We start from the raw sequence: 19,401 nt of genomic DNA, 5'->3' as shown, positions 1-19,401 counted from the left end.
TTACCTCCGATTGATTGGCATATAAACCAAGTCTCTTTGCCCTGCATAATGCGAACGCGGCCGAATGAGTTTGTTATTTTTCTTTTGCTCTTGCACATGGGCAATCCAGCCTGACATCCGACTCATAGCAAAAATCAAGGTAAAGATGTCACTGTCAATTCTCAGCACATGATAAACCGTTGCCGAGTAAAAGTCCACATTTGGAATCAAGCCCTTTTCATGGCGAATAAACTCTTCTACTTCTTGGGATAAATTGTAAAACTCTTCATCATCCGTTCCTTGAGTCAGCGCCAGCGCCATTTCTTTTAAATATTTTTGCCGCGGATCAACCGTCTTATAAACCCGATGACCAAACCCCATTATCTTTTTTTTAGAATCCAACTTCTGACGCAGGTAACTCTCTGTATCACCAGACTCCCGAATATCCATCAGCATGTCGAACACTCGTTCATTGGCACCTCCATGAAGCGAACCTTTCAGCGTACCGATAGCTGTCGTCACACAAGAATAGATATCTGTCAAGGTCGAAGCCGTCACACGCGCCGCAAAAGTCGAAGCATTGAGCTCGTGGTCTGCGTGGAGAATGAGCGCCTTATTAAAAGCTCGCACTTCCAATTCAGAAGACTCTTCTCCCTTTAGCATATAGAGAAAATTGGCCGCAAAACCCAAATCCTCCCTCGGAGCAATGGGAGTCAAGCCCTGACGAAGCCGCGCAAAAGTAGCAATAATGGTCGGCACCTTGGCCATAATCTGGATGGATTGGTCGTACATGGCCTCAATCGAATTTTCCTCCGCATGAATATTGTAAACACCCAAGAGGGAAACCGTCGAACGCAAAACACTCATAGGATGGAGGTGCTTGCGCGACTGGATAAGAATGCACTGCTCCACTGCATCTGAAATCGCATACTCCTGTCGCAGGCGTTCTTCAAAATGATTGAGTTCAATCTGCGTTGGCAGATGCAGATTCCACAAGAGATAAATGACCTCCTCAAAAGAGGCATTATTCTCCATAAACTCAGAAATATTGTAGCCCGCATAGGATAGTTCATCATTTTCGATGGCACTGATTCGCGTATCACAGGCAATCATATCCTTAAGACCCATACTGTCTGTCATGCTAATTCCCCCATTTTTTTCTTGACAACCATCGGCAAAATACCGCCGTAGCGATAATAGCGAATATCCGCATCTGCATCAAATCGTACTTTAACTTTAAACTCCTTGACGCCCGCAGCACTGACTGCTCGCACAGTGACGATTTGCCCAACTCTTACCTCCTCCGTCACATCAATATCAAATCGTTCTGCTCCTGTCAGACCAAGACTAGCTGCACTGTCTCCCTCTAAAAACTGCAGAGGCAGCACACCCATCATGACCAGATTGGAACGGTGGATACGCTCAAAGGATTCTGCCAGCACTGCTTTGACCCCAAGAAGACTAGCCCCTTTTGCTGCCCAGTCACGACTAGAACCCATTCCGTAGTCCTTGCCTGCAATAATCAAACTTCCAACACCCGCTTCCTTGTAGGTCATAGCGGCATCATATATAGGAAGAATCTTGTCGTCATACTTGGTCCAGCCACCAATTTTTCCGTCAGCTAGTTCATTCTTGATGCGGATATTGGCAAATGTCCCCCGCATCATGACTTCGTGGTTTCCACGGCGACTACCATATGAGTTGAAATCTTGGTAATCAACCCCATTTTCAGCCAAGTACTGAGCCGCAGGACTGGTACGTGCGATATTTCCCGCTGGTGAGATGTGGTCTGTGGTAACCGTATCTCCAAACTTAGCCAGAACCGCTAGATTTTTCAAAGGAGAAATAGTCAAATCTTCCTTTAACTCATCGAAGTAAGGCGGATTTTGGATGTAGGTCGATGCTTCATTCCAAGCGTAATTTTTCCCGGTGCTGGTCTCAATGGCATTCCAACGTCGACTGTCCGTAAAGACCTGCTTGTACTCTTCTTCAAACAAATCACAGGTCACATACTTGTCCACATAGGCTGCAACTTCTTCCTGCGTCGGCATGACATCGTCTAAATAGACAGCTTGTCCAGTCTCATCATATCCAAGCGGTTCTGTCGTCAAGTCAATATTGATAGTGCCCGCCAGAGCGTAAGCCACTACCAGTGGCGGACTGGCTAGAAAATTGGCCTTGACAAGCGGATTGATCCGTCCTTCAAAATTTCGATTGCCAGATAAGACACCAGATACCAGCAAATCTTCTGACTTGATAGCTTCAGCTACCTCTGGCAAAAAATCACCCGAGTTTCCGATACAAGTCGTGCAGCCATAACCCACCAAGTTGAAGCCGAGTTGATCCAAGTATGCTTGCAGACCAGAATTGCGCAAGTACCCTGTCACCACTTTTGAGCCCGGTGCCAGCGATGTTTTCACAGCTTTTGAAACCTGCAATCCACGCTCAACTGCCTTCTTAGCTAGAAGTCCCGCTGACATGAGGACGTATGGGTTTGAAGTATTGGTACAAGAGGTAATGGCTGCGATAGCGACATGTCCTGTTGAAATTTCCACGTCCTCTGTCGCAAAGTGTACCGTCGCTGATTTGGCAACTTCATCATCAGTCAAACCAAAGCCACGAACACCGACCTCACGCACTAAGCTGGCTTGAAATTCTTCCTTGGCATCTGTTAGGGCAATCAAATCCTGAGGACGTTTTGGCCCCGAAATTGCTGGTACAATAGTCGACAAATCAAGCTCGATAACCTTTGTATAGGTCGGCGTCGTATTTTCATCGTAAAAGAGATGATTCGCCTTAGCATAGGCTTCTGTCAAACGGATATGCTCCTCCGAACGATTGGTCAAGCGCATGTAGTTGAGCGTCTCATCATCAATAGGGAAATAACCACACGTCGCGCCATATTCAGGTGCCATATTTGAAACTGTCGCACGATCTGCTAAGGACAGACTAGCCAATCCTAGACCAAAAAACTCAACGAATTTACCGACTACATTTTCCTGACGGAGGACCTGCGTGACCTTCAAAGCTAAATCCGTCGCAGTTGCAATCTTCGGCAAACGCCCCGTCAAACGAACACCGATGACTTCAGGAACAGGGAAATAAGACGCTTCACCTAGCATTGCCGCTTCGGCCTCGATGCCTCCGACACCCCAGCCTAAGACACCAATCCCGTTAATCATGGTCGTATGGCTATCCGTCCCAAACATAGAATCTGGGTAAAGTAGACCATCCTTTTCAATAATCACATCGCTCAAAAACTCGATATTAACCTGATGAATGATACCAGTCGCTGGTGGAACCGCACGATAGTTGTCAAAAGAATTTTCCGCCCACTTGAGAAATTCATAGCGTTCATGATTGCGAGTGAATTCCAAAGCCATATTTTCCTCTAGAGCCGTATCCGTGCCGAACACATCAACCTGCACACTGTGGTCTACAACTAAGTCAACTGGAATTTCTGGATTGATAAGGTCAGGATTGCCGCCACGTTTAACAACCGCATCCCGCATAGAAGCCAAATCCACCACCACTGGAACCCCCGTAAAGTCCTGCAAAATCACACGACTAGGCTTGAAAGGCACTTCTCCTTTGGGTGCACTCGCCTGGTAACGAATAAGCGTAGCAATGTTATATTTTGTAACATCCACACCATCTTCTTTCCGTAATAAACTTTCAAGAAGAATACGTACTGTATAAGGAAGAGTAGAAATATGCACACCTTCATTTAAGCAAGCAGTCGCTATATCAAAATATGAAAATGAACGAGATCCGTCTGTTATGATTTTCTTTACCTGTTCCATCATCTCAAAACCTCCGTTTTCTATTGGGGATATTATACAATATTCTGAAAATTATTGCAATATTATTTTGATTTCTGTGTTATAATTTCTAACATATAAATAACTTTTGAAAACACTGCCTCTCTTTCATGAAATTCTCTGTCAACCACAAATGCCTGTTTAATAAGGTTTGCACTATATATTGTGTATATACCGTTTTCAGCACCCAATATTTAGTTTTTCTCATTTGACTTTTGCTCTTTTTCAGTGTATTCTAGTACAGTATTAAATTTAAGGAGAAAATGATGGTAACTGTCTATTCAAAAAACAACTGTGTCCAATGTAAGATGACAAAACGCTTTTTAGATGAAAAAAATATTGAATTTAAGGAAATCAACCTCGACGAACAACCTGAATTCATCCAACACGTCAAAGACTTAGGTTTCTCAGCAGCTCCTGTTGTGGAAACAGAAACCGAAAGTTTCTCTGGATTCCAACCAAGTAAATTGAAAAACCTTGTGGGTTAATTCCTTTTTTAAGATTTAGAAAGAAAAAATTATGAGCTTGAAAAACTTGGGAGACGTTTCTTACTTCCGTCTCAATAATGAAATCAATCGTCCTGTAAACGGACAAATCCCTCTTCATAAAGACCAAGATGCTTTGGCTGCATTTTTTAAGGAAAATGTTGAACCAAATACCATGAAATTCGATACTATGGCTGACAAAATCGAATATTTATTGGAAGAAAACTATCTTGAAAGTGAATTTTTGGCGCAGTACAGCGCAGACTTTATTGAAGAATTAGCTGCATTTTTGAAATCACAAAACTTTACATTTAAGTCTTTCATGGCGGCCTATAAATTCTACAACCAATACGCTTTGAAAACCAACGATGGTAGCTTCTACCTTGAAAGCATGGAAGACCGCGTCTTGTTCAACGCTCTCTATTTTGCAGAGGGAAATGAAGAATTAGCCAAAGAGTTGGCAAATGAGATGATCCACTTGCGCTACCAACCTGCGACACCAAGTTTCTTGAATGCTGGTCGTGCTCGCCGTGGAGAATTGGTATCTTGTTTCCTCATCCAAGTGACGGATGATATGAACGCTATCGGTCGTTCCATCAACTCTGCCCTCCAACTCTCTCGTATCGGAGGTGGCGTTGGGATTTCGCTCAGCAATTTGCGCGAAGCTGGTGCCCCGATCAAGGGATACGACGGAGCCGCATCTGGTGTCGTGCCTGTCATGAAACTGTTCGAAGATAGCTTCTCCTACTCTAACCAACTCGGTCAGCGTCAAGGGGCGGGGGTTGTCTACCTGGATGTCTTCCACCCAGATATCATCTCCTTCCTTTCTACTAAGAAAGAAAACGCTGATGAAAAAGTACGTGTTAAGACCCTTTCCCTCGGAATCACTGTTCCAGATAAATTCTACGAATTGGCACGTAAAAATGAAGATATGTACCTCTTCAGCCCATACTCAGTCGAATTAGAATACGGTGTACCTTACAGCTACATTGACATCACTGAAAAATATGACGAACTCGTTGCTAACCCACGTATTCGCAAAACAAAAATCAAGGCCCGTGATTTGGAAACTGAAATCTCAAAACTCCAACAAGAATCTGGCTACCCATACATCATCAACATTGATACAGCTAACAGATCAAATCCAGTAGACGGAAAAATCATCATGTCCAACCTCTGTTCAGAGATTCTTCAAGTGCAAAAACCAAGTGTCATCAATGACGCTCAAGAATACCTGGATATGGGAACTGACGTATCATGTAACTTGGGTTCGACTAACATTGTCAACTTGATGCAATCACCTGATTTTGGAAAATCAATCCGTGTGATGACACGCGCCTTGACTTACATCACTGACCATTCTGACATCGTTGCTGTACCAACTGTTGCCCACGGGAACAAACAAGCCCACTCAATCGGACTCGGTGCCATGGGACTTCACTCTTATCTCGCACAAAATCTCATGGACTACGGTTCAGCTGAAGCTGTCGAATTTACAAACATCTACTTCATGCTCCTCAACTACTGGACTTTGGTAGAATCAAACAACATTGCTCGCGAACGCAAGGAAACTTTTGCTAACTTTGAAAAATCAGACTACGCTAACGGCACTTACTTCGACAAATACGTAACTGGTGCCTACCAACCAAATTCTGATAAAGTCAAAGGGCTCTTCGACGGCATCTTCATCCCAGACGGACAAGATTGGGCTGCTCTCCGTGACAAAGTCATGGCAGATGGTCTTTACCACCAAAACCGTCTTGCGGTAGCGCCAAACGGATCGATTTCTTATATCAATGACGTATCTGCTTCTATCCACCCAATTACACAACGGATTGAGGAGCGTCAAGAAAAGAAAATCGGTAAGATTTACTATCCTGCTGCTGGACTTTCAACTGAAACTATTCCATTCTACAAGTCGGCTTACGATATGGATATGCGTAAAGTGATTGATGTCTATGCTGCTGCAACAGAGCACGTGGACCAAGGTCTTTCATTGACACTTTTCCTTCGCAGCGAATTGCCAAAAGAACTCTACGAATGGAAAACCGAAAGCAAACAAACCACTCGTGACCTTTCTATCTTGCGCAACTACGCCTTCAACAAAGGCATTAAGTCTATCTACTATGTCCGCACCTTTACAGATGACGGTGAAGAAGTCGGCGCAAACCAATGTGAAAGCTGTGTGATTTGACGTAGCAAGAAGGATTGGAGCCTTAGCTCCTAAGCCTTCTACGCCAAGCACTATGGTGCATTGGCTAGCTACCTCACTAACTGCGCAAAAGGTGTATGATCGACACCTTTTGCTTCGTGTCGTAAGGCACAGAAAACTTGGAGTTAGCGCTCCTGCTTCCTCATCTCTATCAATAGAAAAATTATAAATTCTAGAATTTTCATAGAACCTAGGGCTTTCATCCGGGTTCTTTGATTTATGTTATAATAACTGTATCACTCTGTTAGGAGAAAATTTTCATGACAACTTACTATGAAGCTATAAACTGGAATGCCATCGAGGATGTCATCGACAAGTCTACTTGGGAAAAGTTGACGGAGCAATTTTGGCTCGATACACGTATTCCTTTGTCAAATGACTTGGATGACTGGCGTAAACTTTCAGCCGTGGAAAAAGATTTGGTCGGTAAAGTGTTCGGGGGATTGACTCTCTTGGATACCATGCAGTCTGAATCTGGTGTGGAGGCCATTCGTGCCGACGTTCGTACACCTCACGAAGAAGCTGTTCTCAACAATATCCAATTTATGGAATCTGTCCACGCAAAATCCTACTCTTCAATCTTTTCAACTTTGAATACTAAGTCTGAAATCGAAGAAATTTTTGAATGGACCAACAACAATGAGTATCTTCAAGAGAAGGCTCGTATCATCAACGATATTTACGAAAACGGAAACGCCCTACAGAAGAAAGTTGCATCAACTTATCTTGAAACCTTCCTCTTCTACTCTGGCTTCTTCACTCCACTCTACTACTTGGGTAACAATAAACTAGCCAACGTTGCTGAGATTATCAAACTCATCATCCGCGATGAGTCCGTTCACGGGACTTATATCGGTTACAAATTCCAACTTGGTTTTAATGAATTGCCTCAAGAAGAGCAAGAAGAATTCCGTAGCTGGATGTACAATCTCCTCTACCAACTTTATGAAAACGAGGAAAAATACACTCAATCCCTCTACGACCAAGTCGGATGGACTGAGGAAGTGTTGACCTTCCTCCGCTACAACGCCAATAAGGCTCTCATGAATTTGGGACAAGATCCACTCTTCCCAGACTCAGCCGATGATGTCAATCCAATCATCATGAACGGTATCTCCACTGGAACATCCAACCACGACTTCTTCAGTCAGGTCGGAAACGGTTACCTCCTTGGTACAGTTGAAGCCATGCAGGACGATGACTACAATTTCGGTTTATAATCAAAAAACTCCTTAGAAATCAAATTTCTAAGGAGTTTTCTTTTTAGACCAGCAGGATACTCACAAAAGCGAGAAGATTATTTGCCATATGGAGACCAATCGGATAGCGGAGGTCATCTTTTGCCAGATAAAGCCAAGAAAATGCAAATCCCATTGTCCCATAAATCAAGAAATGAATCGGTGTGTTAGGCATATGAAGGAGAGAAAAGAAGCTAGCAGATACCAAACAATAGACAATTGCCTGTCTCATACTTGCAATTTCCGGGAAAAAGTAGCCACGTAATATGCCTCGGAAAATGTATTCTTCCAAGATTGGCGCAAAAATGACTGTATTGAAAAATGCTGGAATCGGTACAGCTTGGATAATATCAATCAAGGCTCGCTGATTGGTACCAGCCTTTACCGGGAAAAGCACTTGCAACACCATAAATAGAACGTAGAGAACAATCGGTCCCCAAACCTTTTGAAACTTTGCATCCAAACCAGACAAATCGCACTTCATGCCCTTGTAGATGTAATGGTAAAACCAGATAAGCAAGCTCAGCAGCATAATCCCTATCACAGTCATACCCCAAACTAGAAAAGGAAGTCCCCTCATATGCGGTCCTACCTGCATCAGCCCTGAACTTAGTATATAGAGAAACAACCACAAAATTAACAACAGACTGCTAGAAATAATTTTTTTCATACCCACTCCTTACTTAAAATACTCTTTGACCATGCGGCACTGGCTGAGATTAATGTAAATATGAACAAAGGCTACCACCAGATAAGCCATCAACTGCTGGCTCCGGCTGATGACAGAAACGGCAAAGACAGCTACATAAAGAATCGGTAGCACTTTCTGATTGAGGTTAAAAAGTGTCACAAAACTCTGTTCAAAATTGACCTGGCGCTCACCCTCATCATAAGAATTAACATAGGCTTTGATTTCGCTCGCCGTTGAAAAAACAGACAATTTATACTGGCGAACTCGTTCAATCAGCTTGAAAAGGCGAGTTTGGAAAATACTGAGTAAAATCAATTCTAAAAATCCATACATCGGCAAACTCAACTCAGCACCAGTCGACTGGAATAATAACTGCGACCCTAGCATAAGGTTAAAAATTGCTAAAACTCCTTCGATATTCCCAATCACCACAGCATACTCCATGTTGCGGTAGAGCCTTGTATAAAGCTGAGCGACAGACTGGTCATCATCCATATTTGCTTCATTGTATGCTTTTTCAGCCTTTCTTGCACGTTGGTAAAAGACAATTCCCATCAGGAAGGTCAAGGCAAAAGCCAAATTTGTCACGAGTAAAAGAGTATTTCTAGCGGTTGAAAGACTGAGCTCCATACCATTCACAACTCCTACCAAAGCAGGAGCAAGATATCCCAATAGCAAGCCGGTTACTCCATACATAGCAAAGTAAATCATCCGCTTTTTGAATACTGTATTTTTCTTATTCATTGTCCCCAACCTCCTCTAAACGAAAGACATGTTCTACTGATTCATTGAAAATCTGTGCAATCCGCAGGGCTACCACCACCGACGGCTGGTAGTCTCCCCGCTCTATCAGGCTAACGGTCTGACGCGAGACTCCAGCTAACTGAGCCAACTCAGTCTGATTGTAACCATCTCTGGCTCGCAGTTCCTTGAGCCGATTTTTTAAGATATAGTCCATTCTTGATCCCCCCTAGTTCACAGGACGGTTTTCCTTGAGATTATCAACTCATTATCTCCCAAGCCACTCCTGATCATTTGACATTTTTGACGTTTTTGATGTTTTTGATGTTTTTGATGTTTTAGATTTTCTAATAGTTTTGACATAGTATTTTTACTCCTTTAATATTTGTTTTCTCTACACTTGAATTGTAACACATCATTTTAATGTTGACAATAATTATTGTCAAAAAAGTTATGATTTTTGTCAAAAAAAGAGTCTTTCGACTCTTCATTGATAATTTTATTCTGCTAGGAAACCAACTGATTGTTTCCTTCGTGTCCCTCTATACCCCTAATCGTTTGCTAATAAACTGGAGGTAGGCCTGCTGGCGTTGCGTTTCAATCGCTTCACAAATGTTTTGTAACCGATACTCTTTGGTATAGACTGCTAACTCAAAGATAATATTATCAGTTGTAGCACATACTTTTTTTAACAGAGGAATATATTTTTTATCCGCAATAATGACTGCATTTCCCATATTTTTTAACAACTTAACATCTTCAGTGTTGAGGTTAAAAGCAATAATCCTGGTCGTCTTTTCAGATAGGTGTTGATGCAGCCAGCCTTTAAACATAACTAGATTGGATTCATTGTTGGAGCAAAGTACCACTGATATAGGGGCAATTTGGGTTTTCAGTAGCTGCCTAATTTGAACCGTTAATAAATTAAGATGTTTCGGACTAACTTCACCGACATAGCCCAACTCCGTCATCCATTTACTGAGAAGTTCTCTGTTTTTTCTATAAAGTGGTGAACACTCCTCTTTGAGATAGCGATCTATCAAACAATCCTCGGGAAGCAACTGCTGAAGGTTATAAAGAAATTTTCGAAACAGCTCAACCATACTCGTAATAAATGATTCTGAAAATACTAAGGAAGGATCTAAGAACTGTTCAAATAATGGCAATAATGTAGCAATATCTGTTTCATTCACCACAATTTGTTCTAATGCTCTATTATTCTCTGGTGTCCACTTATCTCCAGCAAAGGGATTATTTCGCGTACAATAGACTAAAAATAGATAATCATAATCAACTATGTCAAATTTCATTTGGAGGCTAGGTTCAAGAATTTGTTCTGAATAATCTTGAATCAGCGGATAAATAAACAATTTTTTCAGTGCATCAAACTGACGTGACGGTGGTAAATGCGGTCTAAAGCTGTGTCGCTTCCATGTTAAAATCACGAGAAACTCAAAGAATAAGTGTTCTTCTTCCATCAATCCCAATAACTCCTGTGTCATGCGGGCATTTGACCCTGTCATAAACTCTCTGACTAACAGATGGTCTTCTTCTGTAATTGGGTAACAAATAACACCAAAATGACATTGCAGCAAGGCCAGTAGATAACGAATTTTAAATTCTTCACCGACAACATGATTGTTTTCAGTCGTCAATCCAATGGTTTCAAGGTACTGATCACAACGCTTTTTCAAACGGTAGGCTGATGGAACTGACATATAGTGAGTCTTAATAAACTCATTATAGGGTAGTTGTTGCTGATTCATCACTAAAAAGCTTAAGCATTGTAAAAAAGGGGATTCCCTATAGATACGTTGCAAACATTCTGTCTTCGTTGCATTCGACAATAAACAACAGTGAATCTGTTTCGAATCCATGCGAATGTGAAGTTCATCTTCTAGTAGTGGCTGAAGTTCAGTGATTAGTTCTCGAATTGTTTTTTTACTAAATCCAGTAATCTGAACAAGTTCATAAAACTCACTATATGTAAATTCCAATAAAGTATTAACTAAAAAAATTCTATTCAGAATAGCAGGCTCAATAAAGTTAGATAGCATAGATATTCTCCGTCAATTATTATTGTACAATGAAATAACCTGATCCTCAAAGAATCAAGGTATCAGGCTATTTATTTTGTTTTTTTAACTGTTTAACAAACAGTAAGCAGTTCAGTTATAGGAAAAATATAACTGTAGAACTACGATTTATAGGCAAGTTATCGGATCGTTTTATGCATACTCTTTTTGGTAGAGGGCCCTCATCTTTTTTTCATAGAGCTGATTGTTTGACTGGTCATTCTAACTTATCGAGGCCGTGCATTGATGCGATCAAATTTTTGTGCACTTTCTTATAAGTTCATTCTGATACTACAATACAAATTCAGTCTACATCTTAAAGATTTTTCGAAAATGAGAGTTGCAATAAAACGTTTCTCAAAAGTGAATAGATAAATACTCTGCTACTTTGGTATTAATCTTCCAATTTGATTTTCGTTTCTTCAGTAGTCATTTCAATGGTTGGTTTAATTACCGCATTTTCTTGAGTGACAGCTGAATGTGCTTGACTACTTTCTTGGGTATCAGAAGTTTTTGGAATCGTAGTATCTTGTGAAACATCTGCTTGTTGAGTTTGTTTTGTTGTATGCATACTTTTTTCTCTTTCATTTGTAGAAGGGTCTTCTCGACGGCTAGTTGATTTTTCTATCTGCGGACGTTGCTGCTCTCCTTTTTTTAGTGCAACAACAGACCATCCTACAGCTAATAAAAGGCAGATTAGGATTGGTATACTGAGCCATTTTTTCATTCTGTAACACCTTTCCCTTCTAGAATTCTATTTTTTAACGACGAGCATAGTCCTGTGCAGGAATGTCATTGTACAAATCTGCATAGTCGCGGTCAGTTGAATGGTCTTTTGATAGTGTATTACGTCCTACCAAGAAGTACGAGTTACGATAGTTACCTGTCACGTCATTCCATGTAGTATCTACATAGTATTTCACACCGTTGATTTCAACAATATTCCAAGCATGGTTTGCATCGCGACTTTGGTTAGTTGCTCCTGTTACATACCAAGCTTTAAGACCAGCTTCAACTGCTAAATCTCGGAACATAACTGCATAGGCTTGACACACTCCACGTTTGTCTTTGTACAATGATTCTGGAGCGTGAACACTGATACCTGAACGAGTTAAGCTAGTTGTGTTCAATTCATGGTCGGCATATTCATAGTTGTCAATGATGAATTGGTTAAGAATTTTAGCTTTTTCATAATCATCAGTGATATTTTTATCTGTGATTTGTTCTTTAACAACTTGTTTTACAAAATCTTTGTATTCTGCAACAAGATTTTTTTGATGAGCCATCAATGTATAGTCAATTAGAAGTGTTGTTTCAACTTCAATGTGTGAAACTGAGTTACCACGGTAGTACGTACCCAATTGGTTTGAAGTTCTGATTCGTAAAATAGTACCTGCATCATCAGCGTATTTCTCAAGTAATTTGCTTAATTGAGCCGCATATGCATCTACCTGTTCACGTGACTTAAAGGTAACCTTATAGCGAATGGTACCAACTTTATTGTCAATTGCATGTGTCAAACCATTTGTCAATGCTGTGTAATCAGCAATAGTTCCTAAATTCAAGGCATCATTTACAATATTGTAATTTGTTGCTGGTTTAGTTGGTGCTGGTGTTTCTTCTTTTTTAGCTGGCTGAGGTTTAGCTGGTTCTGCTTCCTCTTTAGCTGGCTGAGGTTTAGCTGGTTCTGCTTCCTCTTTAGCTGGCTGAGGTTTAACTGGTGTTTCTTCCTCTTTGGCTGGTTGAGGAGCTACTGGTGTTTCTTCCTCTTTGGCTGGTTGAGGAGCTACTGGTGTTTCTTCCTCTTTAGCTGGTTGAGGAGTAACGGGTGCTTCTTCCTCTTCTGTTACTTGAGGAGCTACTGGTGTCTTCTCTTCTTCAACCGCTTGAGGTACTGCTGGAATATCTTCTTCTTCAACTGCTTGAGGAGTAACCGGTTTTTCTTCCTCTTTAGCTGGTTGAGGGGTAACGGGTGTTTCTTCAGCTGATTCACCTGTCAATTCCAAAAGAATTCCACTTAATTTTCCAATTTCAGCTGACAAGTCATCCGTTTTAATAGCGTTTGTTCTACCAGCCAAAGCACTCAATTCAGACTGTACAACTAAAAGTCGATCCATGTACTGTTGCAAAGAACGAATCAAATTTTCACGTTCATTTTCTGCATCTCTGTAAGAATGAATTCTACGAGAACTTGGCTTACCTAAGATTGAAAAAATTTGATTAATCAATGTTGTTCGTTCATATGATAAATCGTGGTAACTTGTTCGGATATTTTCCAACTCCGCTTTATTAGCTTCAACCTTTTCAAAAATGTTTCGGATAATTCCCTCACGTTTTTGAACGGCATTGTTGTATTGATCAGCAGTGTTGTTACCGTAGTTTAATTGATAAACCAACTGATGATCTTCGCGTTCATATGAAAGAATGGATTGGTTGACTTCTTTGATCTTGTCGCGGAGTGGAGTTGCCACATCTCCAAGAGAGCTAATGTGGCCTTTTACATCTTCAATTATTGCTTGTTTTTGGTTAAGGAAATGTCTTGTTGCTTGATATCCTTCTTCATTCGCATATGTGTAATAACTTCTTTGAGAAAAATGATCATCTGCATGTACTTGCGCTGCGGCAACTGAGGCCATAACCATCGTACTAAACAATAATCCTTTTAAAATATTCTTTTTCTTCATACATCCTCCAGTATTAAAATAACTAAAAGTAATTAACAGTAGTTTATGTGATCGCATCTTTTAACTTCATACAAACATAGGCACCACCCCCTTTTAAAAAAGTGTTTTGTATATCAGTAATAGAATAAAAACGGTTTGACCTCATAGCCTACAAAAATGAAACGTCATTTTTTACTTTATGAAATAATGCAACGTCTCAAAAAGAATGTCATGATAAAAAGAACTTTTGACCGATTAGAAAAACTCTCTTTCTCTCCTGGTAGGAAGAAAAAACGCAGTAATGATGTATTTTTTGTCGAAAAAAAAGCCAAACAGTAGTCTAGCTCTTTCTTGACGAGGCAATCATCATCTATCATTTACTTAACGACTATTTATTTAAATTTAAGAAAGTACGGATACGAATAGCAATTTTTTCAGACCATCCTTTATCGGATGCATAGCGAGTATTAATTGCCGCAATACTCTTTCCGTTGTAGTACATGCCATCCGGTTTCAAATAATGTTGACTCAAATAGCGTGCAACGTAGTCTATACAAGCATCAAATGATTCAAAGTAGCCGGCACTTGAAAATGGGCTAGAATCATATGCCATAAAACCAAATAAATTATTTTTTACTTGTGCTATTTGACTTCTTCCGTAATCAGATTCATGAATAGCCAATCCAGTTAAAAAGATAGCATTTACGCCATAATTTTTCTCAGCCTTTTTAAAGGCCTGACCTAGACCAGCCATATTTGTCCCTTCTAAACGACTGTTGATAAAATCAGCCGATACCGTTGAAGGAACCGTAACATCTTCTGAGAACAGAATAACGCCACCACCATTTGAACTAAAATTCTCTGAAATATAAATATCTGCAGGATTAATTTTCTCCTGGTGATTGGCCATAATGTGCTGACCAAATAACAATCCGATAACAAGAGAGCCACCAATCAAGCCTGTTGTCATCAGGTGCATGCCTCTTATTTTTTTATTTAAAATACCCATTGAATATATAACTCCTTTATATAATCTCCCCAAAAATAGAATAAAATAGCCATAATACTCATAGCAGGACCAAAGGGGATTTCCTTCTTCGCATCAAATTTCAGTTTTGCAATGAACGTTATGACTAGCAGTAACAATCCAGCGATAAAAAACGAACCGATCGCGACCAGTGCAATATCAAGCGGTCTAAACCAACTACCAAGCGTAATCAAATAAGTAATGTCGCCAGGACCAAATGCTTCTTGCTTATAATAGAATTTTGCCAACCAATAAATGGCACCATAGACCACTAAAGCTACGAGCATGGAACAAATGGTTTCCAAATAGGATTCCCCTGTCAGCCAGATCAAACTCAACCGCCCAACTAAAAATATCAGTAGAACAATATCAGAAATAAAATGGGTATCAAAATCAATATAGCCTACGATAATCCCCAGAGAAATCAATAGACAAGCCGAGATAACCATCCATATCCCTTGGTCAATAAAGAACAAATAGGCTCCCCACCACAGCGTACCTGTTAGCAATTCCACGATAAAATACCGCGGAGAAATCGGTACCTTGCAGTGTTTGCATTTAAACCCTTGAATAACAATGGATAAAAGCGGAATCAACTCTAAAGCACCTAGAACATGTGAACAGTTTGGGCAAGCTGAACGACCATTGATGATACTTTTTTCAAGTGGAACTCTATAAATGACAACATTATAAAAGCTACCAAATACGAGTCCTAGGATAAAGACTAATACTGCCATTTCATACTCCTCTTCTGTTTTAAAATCACATCTTCTCCTCGAGTTTATTTTGTAGTTTTTGCCTTCGCTTTTCCTACTAGGCAAGTCCAGTTAATGACCGAATAAAGGATATACCAAATGATTCGGTCCTAACTGTCTATTGTTTGCTGGCTAGTACAATTGTTAATTGCGAGCCTTCTGTTGATAGAGAAAGAACGACATCGTTCTGACTTGTATTTGTCACAGAAAGTTGAGTGAATTCCTTGCCTGGATCTCCAATGCTGAAAGCCTTACCTTTGTAAGAATCTACTTTCATGTGTTTAAATGTCAGTGATTGGAGGGCATCCACCACTAACTCGACACCAGTTCCATAAACTTCTGTCCCATTGACAACACTTGCTAGGTAACCTGATTTCTTGTTCAACTTACCAATAACATCTGAAAAATTGACACTTTGACCAGCTGCAATATACACATTTTGCAATTTATGAAATGCTAATTCTTGGTTGTGTTTTTGAACAGCATCATCTGAAAGCGGTAATTCTGCCTTATCAATAAATTGTGTGTATTGAGATAAATTCCAGGATTGATCCTCGGCACCGATGAGATTGGCTTCTAAAGGAATATGTTCAAATTGAGCTGTTTTATTGATATCCTGAACAACGGAAATAAAGTTTTGAGCTTGAATTTCGTACCCATCTACAGGAGCTGATACCGTCAGTTGATTATCCGGACTAGCAATCAAATGATTGGTTTCAGGTTCTTGTTTCAATAAATCCGGAAAATTTTGAATCGATTTTTCTAAAGATTGCAACCAAAATAACCGTTTTGAATAGATTGATAAGAGTTGATTTTGTTTTGTTTCAAAAAATGGTACAAACTTATCCCATAGATTGGTATTCGAAATTTTATCTAAACTTTCTAATTCCGTTTTTGAAAAATAACTCAATCCTAGCAATCGCATATCCATTGAGAAGGAATGCCCTGTTGACAGCTCAAAGCTCGCTTTGTAGGGTAAGCTTTTGTATACTGCAACTTCTGCTTCACTTCTCGAATGAACATGTAGAGTCTTTTTGTCATTTATACTCATGGGCAAACTTGGTTTATAGATCGTCATAACATATAGCAGCAAGCTAAGCATAAAGACCAAAACTAAACCTAGGGGAATGAAAGGTTGATACTTTGAAAATCTTCCCTTCATTCTAGCCTACACTCCCTGCCAAACGAACCAACAATCGTCTGTCAATTCTACGCAACAAGTCAATCATTTCTTCTGTTACAACTTCACCCGCATAAAGAAGCACACTACCATCTGAGTTCAGTAGATTTTTTTGCAATTTTTTGCCAAGCAAAAGCCGTTTTTGATTGTCGACATAACTCTTCGTTTCATCAGTTGCAACTGTCATTGGTACCACTTGATGGTGAATCACAGGCTCCGTAATGGTTTCATATTCTACTGGAATTTGAAACTCATCGCGTTTTACTGGGACTTCTTTTGGAGTATCATTGTTTGAAAATGATGCAAAGATATCTTCTAATGATTGTTTCGGTGTTTCAGCTGTTACTTCATCTTCTTTCAATTGTTTCAAAGATGTGCTTTCAATTGCCATTGACTCAAGCGCAGGCATTTCCTGTGGCATCGTTTCTTCAACTTTCATAGAAGAATTCAAATCTGAAAAATCTTCACTAGTTTTTAGATTTGCCAACATAGCATCTAAATCAAAATTTTGATCATTTTCGATGTTAGTATCCATTTCAGGTATCCATGAATTTATTTCTTTTTTAGGAGCTGGCTTCTCATTGAAAGTAGGTTCTGCTACAGGTTCTACTTTTTGAGGAACAGCAATCTCAGCTTGTTGTTCAACTCTTTCTAAAGCTGGACGTGGCTTAGCTGGAACATCAATCATTTTTGCCTGGGCACTTGCTTCCACAGTGTTGCATTCTTCATTTAAAATGATGTACTCTTTTCCAATCATTAAAATTTGTGATTTAGGAATTTGGAATACTTCTCCATCATTCTCAGGATCAACTAGCAAGAAGCCAATTTCATTTTCATTATCAATAAAGTAGTCTGTTACACGACCAATTTTATTTCCATCGACAGTAATAACAATTTCATCGATGATCACACCTTGTTTATCTACAAGAAGTTGTAATTCATCTTGTGTAATGGCCTTCAATGCATCTGAATTTTTCACAGTTGCTGCAAAATTACCAATACCATAAATATTATTTCCAATCATTAAAGCGTGCGATGGGTCTTCCTGTCGTGATTTGACAACAAAAGTTAGCGTAACCCCCTTGTCCACGACAACTTGATGAATTTCTCCAAGTCCCACACCTTTTTCAATTTCAATTACTGCAGTTCCAATGACCGACTTGCAACTAATCATAATACTTTACGCTCCTCTAAAAACTTATATTCATTTCTTATGGTTTCACTAATATGTGGATTATAGAGTTCCACTCGAATTAACTCCAATAAACAAAGGGCATTCTGACGAATTTCCTTGTCGTAAGAATCAATTAAAATCTCTTTCAAATAATCCACCGCTTCCTGATAAAAGCCCAACACTAACAACTCACGAATTTCAAATAATAAGAATCGGAAATAGATTTCTTTATCAATTTGTTCCTCAGTATTGAAATATGGTTCTTCTGTTTTCTTCGTTTTCACCCATTCAACCGCCTCGCCCGACAATGGATTAACGGTTAAAATCACGTCATCTTGTGCTTGTTTATTATGTACAGTAACTGGTGATTCTTGGTCCTTATGTTGAGAAAAAATGATTTCAATTTCTCTCAAAATCTCTTCCTCTTCATCCGTTACCGTAACATCCATCGGTTGTTCTGCCGATGATTCCAGATGCACAGGAGATTCTTTTTCAATAAATAAATTATTTGATTCTTCCTTATCCATATTTCCTGAAAACAAATTGTCCAGTTTAGATAAGGTTTGAGATACCATATTGTCCACCTCTTTTATAGAGGTTTGTTGTGGTTCAAATGTGGAAGAATGGTACGAAATTGGCGTAACTTTATCAGTGTTTTCTTTTTTATCAACAGCTAAAAACTCTTCCTCTAAACTCATACGATTTGGTTGATCGTATGCTTGTTCCTCCCGTGAAGGCATGTTTTTTTTCGCAGGTTGTGATACATTTTTCGAAGGCATCTGTATCACTTTATCGGTAGAGGATTTGGTGCTTGTCTTTTTATCCTTTTGTCTTGATTTCAAGCGAGACAGTTCTTGGGTATCATCTTCTACAGCTTCCGTTTTCTCCATCAATAAACTACCGTATACAGGATTCTCTATGAAAGATTCCTCTACTTGTGTCTCACTGACAAAGAATAGTTCTCTAGTTTCTCTAGTTTCTCTAGTTTTCTTAATCTGTTTATAATGTTCTATGTAGTCTCGGATATTTTGTGAAAATAGTGAGACTGTATAGATACCAAAAATACCCGCACATAGACCACCAAAATAGAGTGGACTTGCTTGTAAATATTGATACATTCTAGGAAGGAAAAAGACAAACATTCCCATCCATATCGCTAGAAAGATTCGCTTTGCTATCTCCAACTTAGCTACAAACATAATACTAATCGTATGAATTATGATGAATGTTAGGCCAAACATTTGTAAATACGCCATTATTTCCTCCTTCTTTTTTATTCCTTGTTCGTTCTTTCATTGTTTCTTTACATACAGAGAAATGTGTTACGAACTCAAACCATGACTCAATATGAACTAAAAGT

17 protein-coding genes are annotated in these 19,401 nt (G+C 39.6%); 4 read left to right on the top strand and 13 right to left on the bottom strand.

The annotated features are described in order from the left end of the window. The gene (locus tag ABID27_RS01575; protein WP_354279756.1) at nucleotides 1-1,119 is read right to left on the bottom strand and encodes a citrate synthase; all 1,119 of its coding nucleotides are present in this window, start codon (nucleotides 1,117-1,119) and stop codon (nucleotides 1-3) included. Next, nucleotides 1,116-3,785: an aconitate hydratase AcnA gene (gene acnA / locus ABID27_RS01570; RefSeq protein WP_354279754.1), complete on the bottom strand. Its 2,670-nt coding sequence runs from the start codon at nucleotides 3,783-3,785 to the stop codon at nucleotides 1,116-1,118. The genes ABID27_RS01575 and acnA overlap by 4 nt, the downstream gene beginning before the upstream one ends. 281 nt (nucleotides 3,786-4,066) lie before the next feature. Here acnA and nrdH point away from each other — a divergent pair, with 281 nt between their 5' ends. The 3 genes from nrdH to nrdF all read left to right on the top strand — a co-directional run bounded on the left by nrdH (nucleotide 4,067) and on the right by nrdF (nucleotide 7,717). Further along, nucleotides 4,067-4,288: a glutaredoxin-like protein NrdH gene (gene nrdH, locus ABID27_RS01565; protein WP_253362845.1), complete on the top strand. Its 222-nt coding sequence runs from the start codon at nucleotides 4,067-4,069 to the stop codon at nucleotides 4,286-4,288. Nucleotides 4,289-4,319: 31 nt separating this feature from the next. Then, nucleotides 4,320-6,479, top strand: coding sequence for a class 1b ribonucleoside-diphosphate reductase subunit alpha (gene nrdE, locus ABID27_RS01560; RefSeq protein ID WP_354279752.1), 2,160 nt, complete (start codon nucleotides 4,320-4,322; stop codon nucleotides 6,477-6,479). A gap of 278 nt (nucleotides 6,480-6,757) precedes the next feature. Next, the gene (gene nrdF / locus ABID27_RS01555; protein ID WP_253362841.1) at nucleotides 6,758-7,717 is read left to right on the top strand and encodes a class 1b ribonucleoside-diphosphate reductase subunit beta; all 960 of its coding nucleotides are present in this window, start codon (nucleotides 6,758-6,760) and stop codon (nucleotides 7,715-7,717) included. A 43-nt stretch (nucleotides 7,718-7,760) separates the two neighbouring features. Here nrdF and ABID27_RS01550 read toward each other — a convergent pair whose 3' ends face one another. The 6 genes from ABID27_RS01550 to ABID27_RS01525 all read right to left on the bottom strand — a co-directional run bounded on the left by ABID27_RS01550 (nucleotide 7,761) and on the right by ABID27_RS01525 (nucleotide 13,926). Further along, nucleotides 7,761-8,405 carry a CPBP family intramembrane glutamic endopeptidase gene (locus ABID27_RS01550; RefSeq protein ID WP_354279750.1) on the bottom strand — a complete coding sequence of 215 codons (645 nt, stop codon included), beginning with the start codon at nucleotides 8,403-8,405 and terminating at the stop codon, nucleotides 7,761-7,763. Nucleotides 8,406-8,414: 9 nt separating this feature from the next. Beyond that, nucleotides 8,415-9,170: a DUF3169 family protein gene (locus ABID27_RS01545; protein WP_354279748.1), complete on the bottom strand. Its 756-nt coding sequence runs from the start codon at nucleotides 9,168-9,170 to the stop codon at nucleotides 8,415-8,417. Beyond that, entirely contained in the window at nucleotides 9,163-9,384 is a 222-nt protein-coding gene (locus ABID27_RS01540; RefSeq protein WP_253362835.1) for a helix-turn-helix transcriptional regulator, read from the bottom strand. Before ABID27_RS01540 ends, ABID27_RS01545 begins: the two co-directional genes overlap by 8 nt. A gap of 325 nt (nucleotides 9,385-9,709) precedes the next feature. Continuing rightward, nucleotides 9,710-11,224 (bottom strand): helix-turn-helix domain-containing protein, encoded by a 1,515-nt coding sequence (locus tag ABID27_RS01535; RefSeq protein WP_354279746.1) that lies wholly within the window; start codon nucleotides 11,222-11,224, stop codon nucleotides 9,710-9,712. Between the two features lie 412 nt (nucleotides 11,225-11,636). After that, nucleotides 11,637-11,969 (bottom strand): hypothetical protein, encoded by a 333-nt coding sequence (locus tag ABID27_RS01530; protein WP_253362831.1) that lies wholly within the window; start codon nucleotides 11,967-11,969, stop codon nucleotides 11,637-11,639. Nucleotides 11,970-12,003: 34 nt separating this feature from the next. Beyond that, complete coding sequence (locus ABID27_RS01525; protein ID WP_354279743.1) at nucleotides 12,004-13,926, bottom strand: transglutaminase domain-containing protein; 1,923 nt, start codon at nucleotides 13,924-13,926, stop codon at nucleotides 12,004-12,006. A gap of 156 nt (nucleotides 13,927-14,082) precedes the next feature. Here ABID27_RS01525 and ABID27_RS01520 point away from each other — a divergent pair, with 156 nt between their 5' ends. Continuing rightward, nucleotides 14,083-14,244 carry a hypothetical protein gene (locus ABID27_RS01520; protein ID WP_354279741.1) on the top strand — a complete coding sequence of 54 codons (162 nt, stop codon included), beginning with the start codon at nucleotides 14,083-14,085 and terminating at the stop codon, nucleotides 14,242-14,244. 49 nt (nucleotides 14,245-14,293) lie between these two features. On the opposite strand, the gene ABID27_RS01515 is transcribed toward ABID27_RS01520, so the two are convergent. The 5 genes from ABID27_RS01515 to ABID27_RS01495 form a co-directional block, all read right to left on the bottom strand. Then, entirely contained in the window at nucleotides 14,294-14,914 is a 621-nt protein-coding gene (locus ABID27_RS01515) for a glucosaminidase domain-containing protein (RefSeq protein WP_253362827.1), read from the bottom strand. Beyond that, complete coding sequence (locus ABID27_RS01510; protein WP_354279739.1) at nucleotides 14,902-15,669, bottom strand: prepilin peptidase; 768 nt, start codon at nucleotides 15,667-15,669, stop codon at nucleotides 14,902-14,904. Before ABID27_RS01510 ends, ABID27_RS01515 begins: the two co-directional genes overlap by 13 nt. 136 nt (nucleotides 15,670-15,805) lie before the next feature. Further along, the gene (locus tag ABID27_RS01505) at nucleotides 15,806-16,765 is read right to left on the bottom strand and encodes a hypothetical protein (protein WP_354279737.1); all 960 of its coding nucleotides are present in this window, start codon (nucleotides 16,763-16,765) and stop codon (nucleotides 15,806-15,808) included. An 85-nt stretch (nucleotides 16,766-16,850) separates the two neighbouring features. After that, nucleotides 16,851-18,041 (bottom strand): PRC-barrel domain-containing protein, encoded by a 1,191-nt coding sequence (locus ABID27_RS01500; protein ID WP_354279735.1) that lies wholly within the window; start codon nucleotides 18,039-18,041, stop codon nucleotides 16,851-16,853. Beyond that, nucleotides 18,038-19,297, bottom strand: a complete 1,260-nt coding sequence (locus ABID27_RS01495; RefSeq protein WP_354279733.1) for an SSA_2305 family type IV pilus system protein — start codon at nucleotides 19,295-19,297, stop codon at nucleotides 18,038-18,040. Before ABID27_RS01495 ends, ABID27_RS01500 begins: the two co-directional genes overlap by 4 nt. Nucleotides 19,298-19,401: the final 104 nt, after the last annotated feature.

The organism is Streptococcus gallinaceus, from assembly GCF_040545695.1.
Lineage (GTDB): Bacteria > Bacillota > Bacilli > Lactobacillales > Streptococcaceae > Streptococcus > Streptococcus gallinaceus.
This window is presented reverse-complemented; position numbering and strand designations above follow the sequence as displayed.

Excerpts from the sequence above, each read along its gene's own strand:
- ABID27_RS01550 (WP_354279750.1), bottom strand. The coding sequence starts at position 8,405 with ATGAAAAAAATTATTTCTAGCAGTCTGTTGTTAATTTTGTGGTTGTTT.
- nrdF (WP_253362841.1), top strand. The coding sequence starts at position 6,758 with ATGACAACTTACTATGAAGCTATAAACTGGAATGCCATCGAGGATGTC.
- acnA (WP_354279754.1), bottom strand. The coding sequence starts at position 3,785 with ATGATGGAACAGGTAAAGAAAATCATAACAGACGGATCTCGTTCATTT.
- ABID27_RS01520 (WP_354279741.1), top strand. The coding sequence starts at position 14,083 with ATGAAACGTCATTTTTTACTTTATGAAATAATGCAACGTCTCAAAAAG.
- nrdE (WP_354279752.1), top strand. The coding sequence starts at position 4,320 with ATGAGCTTGAAAAACTTGGGAGACGTTTCTTACTTCCGTCTCAATAAT.
- ABID27_RS01525 (WP_354279743.1), bottom strand. The coding sequence starts at position 13,926 with ATGAAGAAAAAGAATATTTTAAAAGGATTATTGTTTAGTACGATGGTT.
- ABID27_RS01545 (WP_354279748.1), bottom strand. The coding sequence starts at position 9,170 with ATGAATAAGAAAAATACAGTATTCAAAAAGCGGATGATTTACTTTGCT.
- ABID27_RS01575 (WP_354279756.1), bottom strand. The coding sequence starts at position 1,119 with ATGACAGACAGTATGGGTCTTAAGGATATGATTGCCTGTGATACGCGA.
- nrdH (WP_253362845.1), top strand. The coding sequence starts at position 4,067 with ATGGTAACTGTCTATTCAAAAAACAACTGTGTCCAATGTAAGATGACA.
- ABID27_RS01510 (WP_354279739.1), bottom strand. The coding sequence starts at position 15,669 with ATGGCAGTATTAGTCTTTATCCTAGGACTCGTATTTGGTAGCTTTTAT.
- ABID27_RS01530 (WP_253362831.1), bottom strand. The coding sequence starts at position 11,969 with ATGAAAAAATGGCTCAGTATACCAATCCTAATCTGCCTTTTATTAGCT.
- ABID27_RS01505 (WP_354279737.1), bottom strand. The coding sequence starts at position 16,765 with ATGACGATCTATAAACCAAGTTTGCCCATGAGTATAAATGACAAAAAG.
- ABID27_RS01495 (WP_354279733.1), bottom strand. The coding sequence starts at position 19,297 with ATGGCGTATTTACAAATGTTTGGCCTAACATTCATCATAATTCATACG.
- ABID27_RS01515 (WP_253362827.1), bottom strand. The coding sequence starts at position 14,914 with ATGGGTATTTTAAATAAAAAAATAAGAGGCATGCACCTGATGACAACA.
- ABID27_RS01535 (WP_354279746.1), bottom strand. The coding sequence starts at position 11,224 with ATGCTATCTAACTTTATTGAGCCTGCTATTCTGAATAGAATTTTTTTA.
- ABID27_RS01500 (WP_354279735.1), bottom strand. The coding sequence starts at position 18,041 with ATGATTAGTTGCAAGTCGGTCATTGGAACTGCAGTAATTGAAATTGAA.
- ABID27_RS01540 (WP_253362835.1), bottom strand. The coding sequence starts at position 9,384 with ATGGACTATATCTTAAAAAATCGGCTCAAGGAACTGCGAGCCAGAGAT.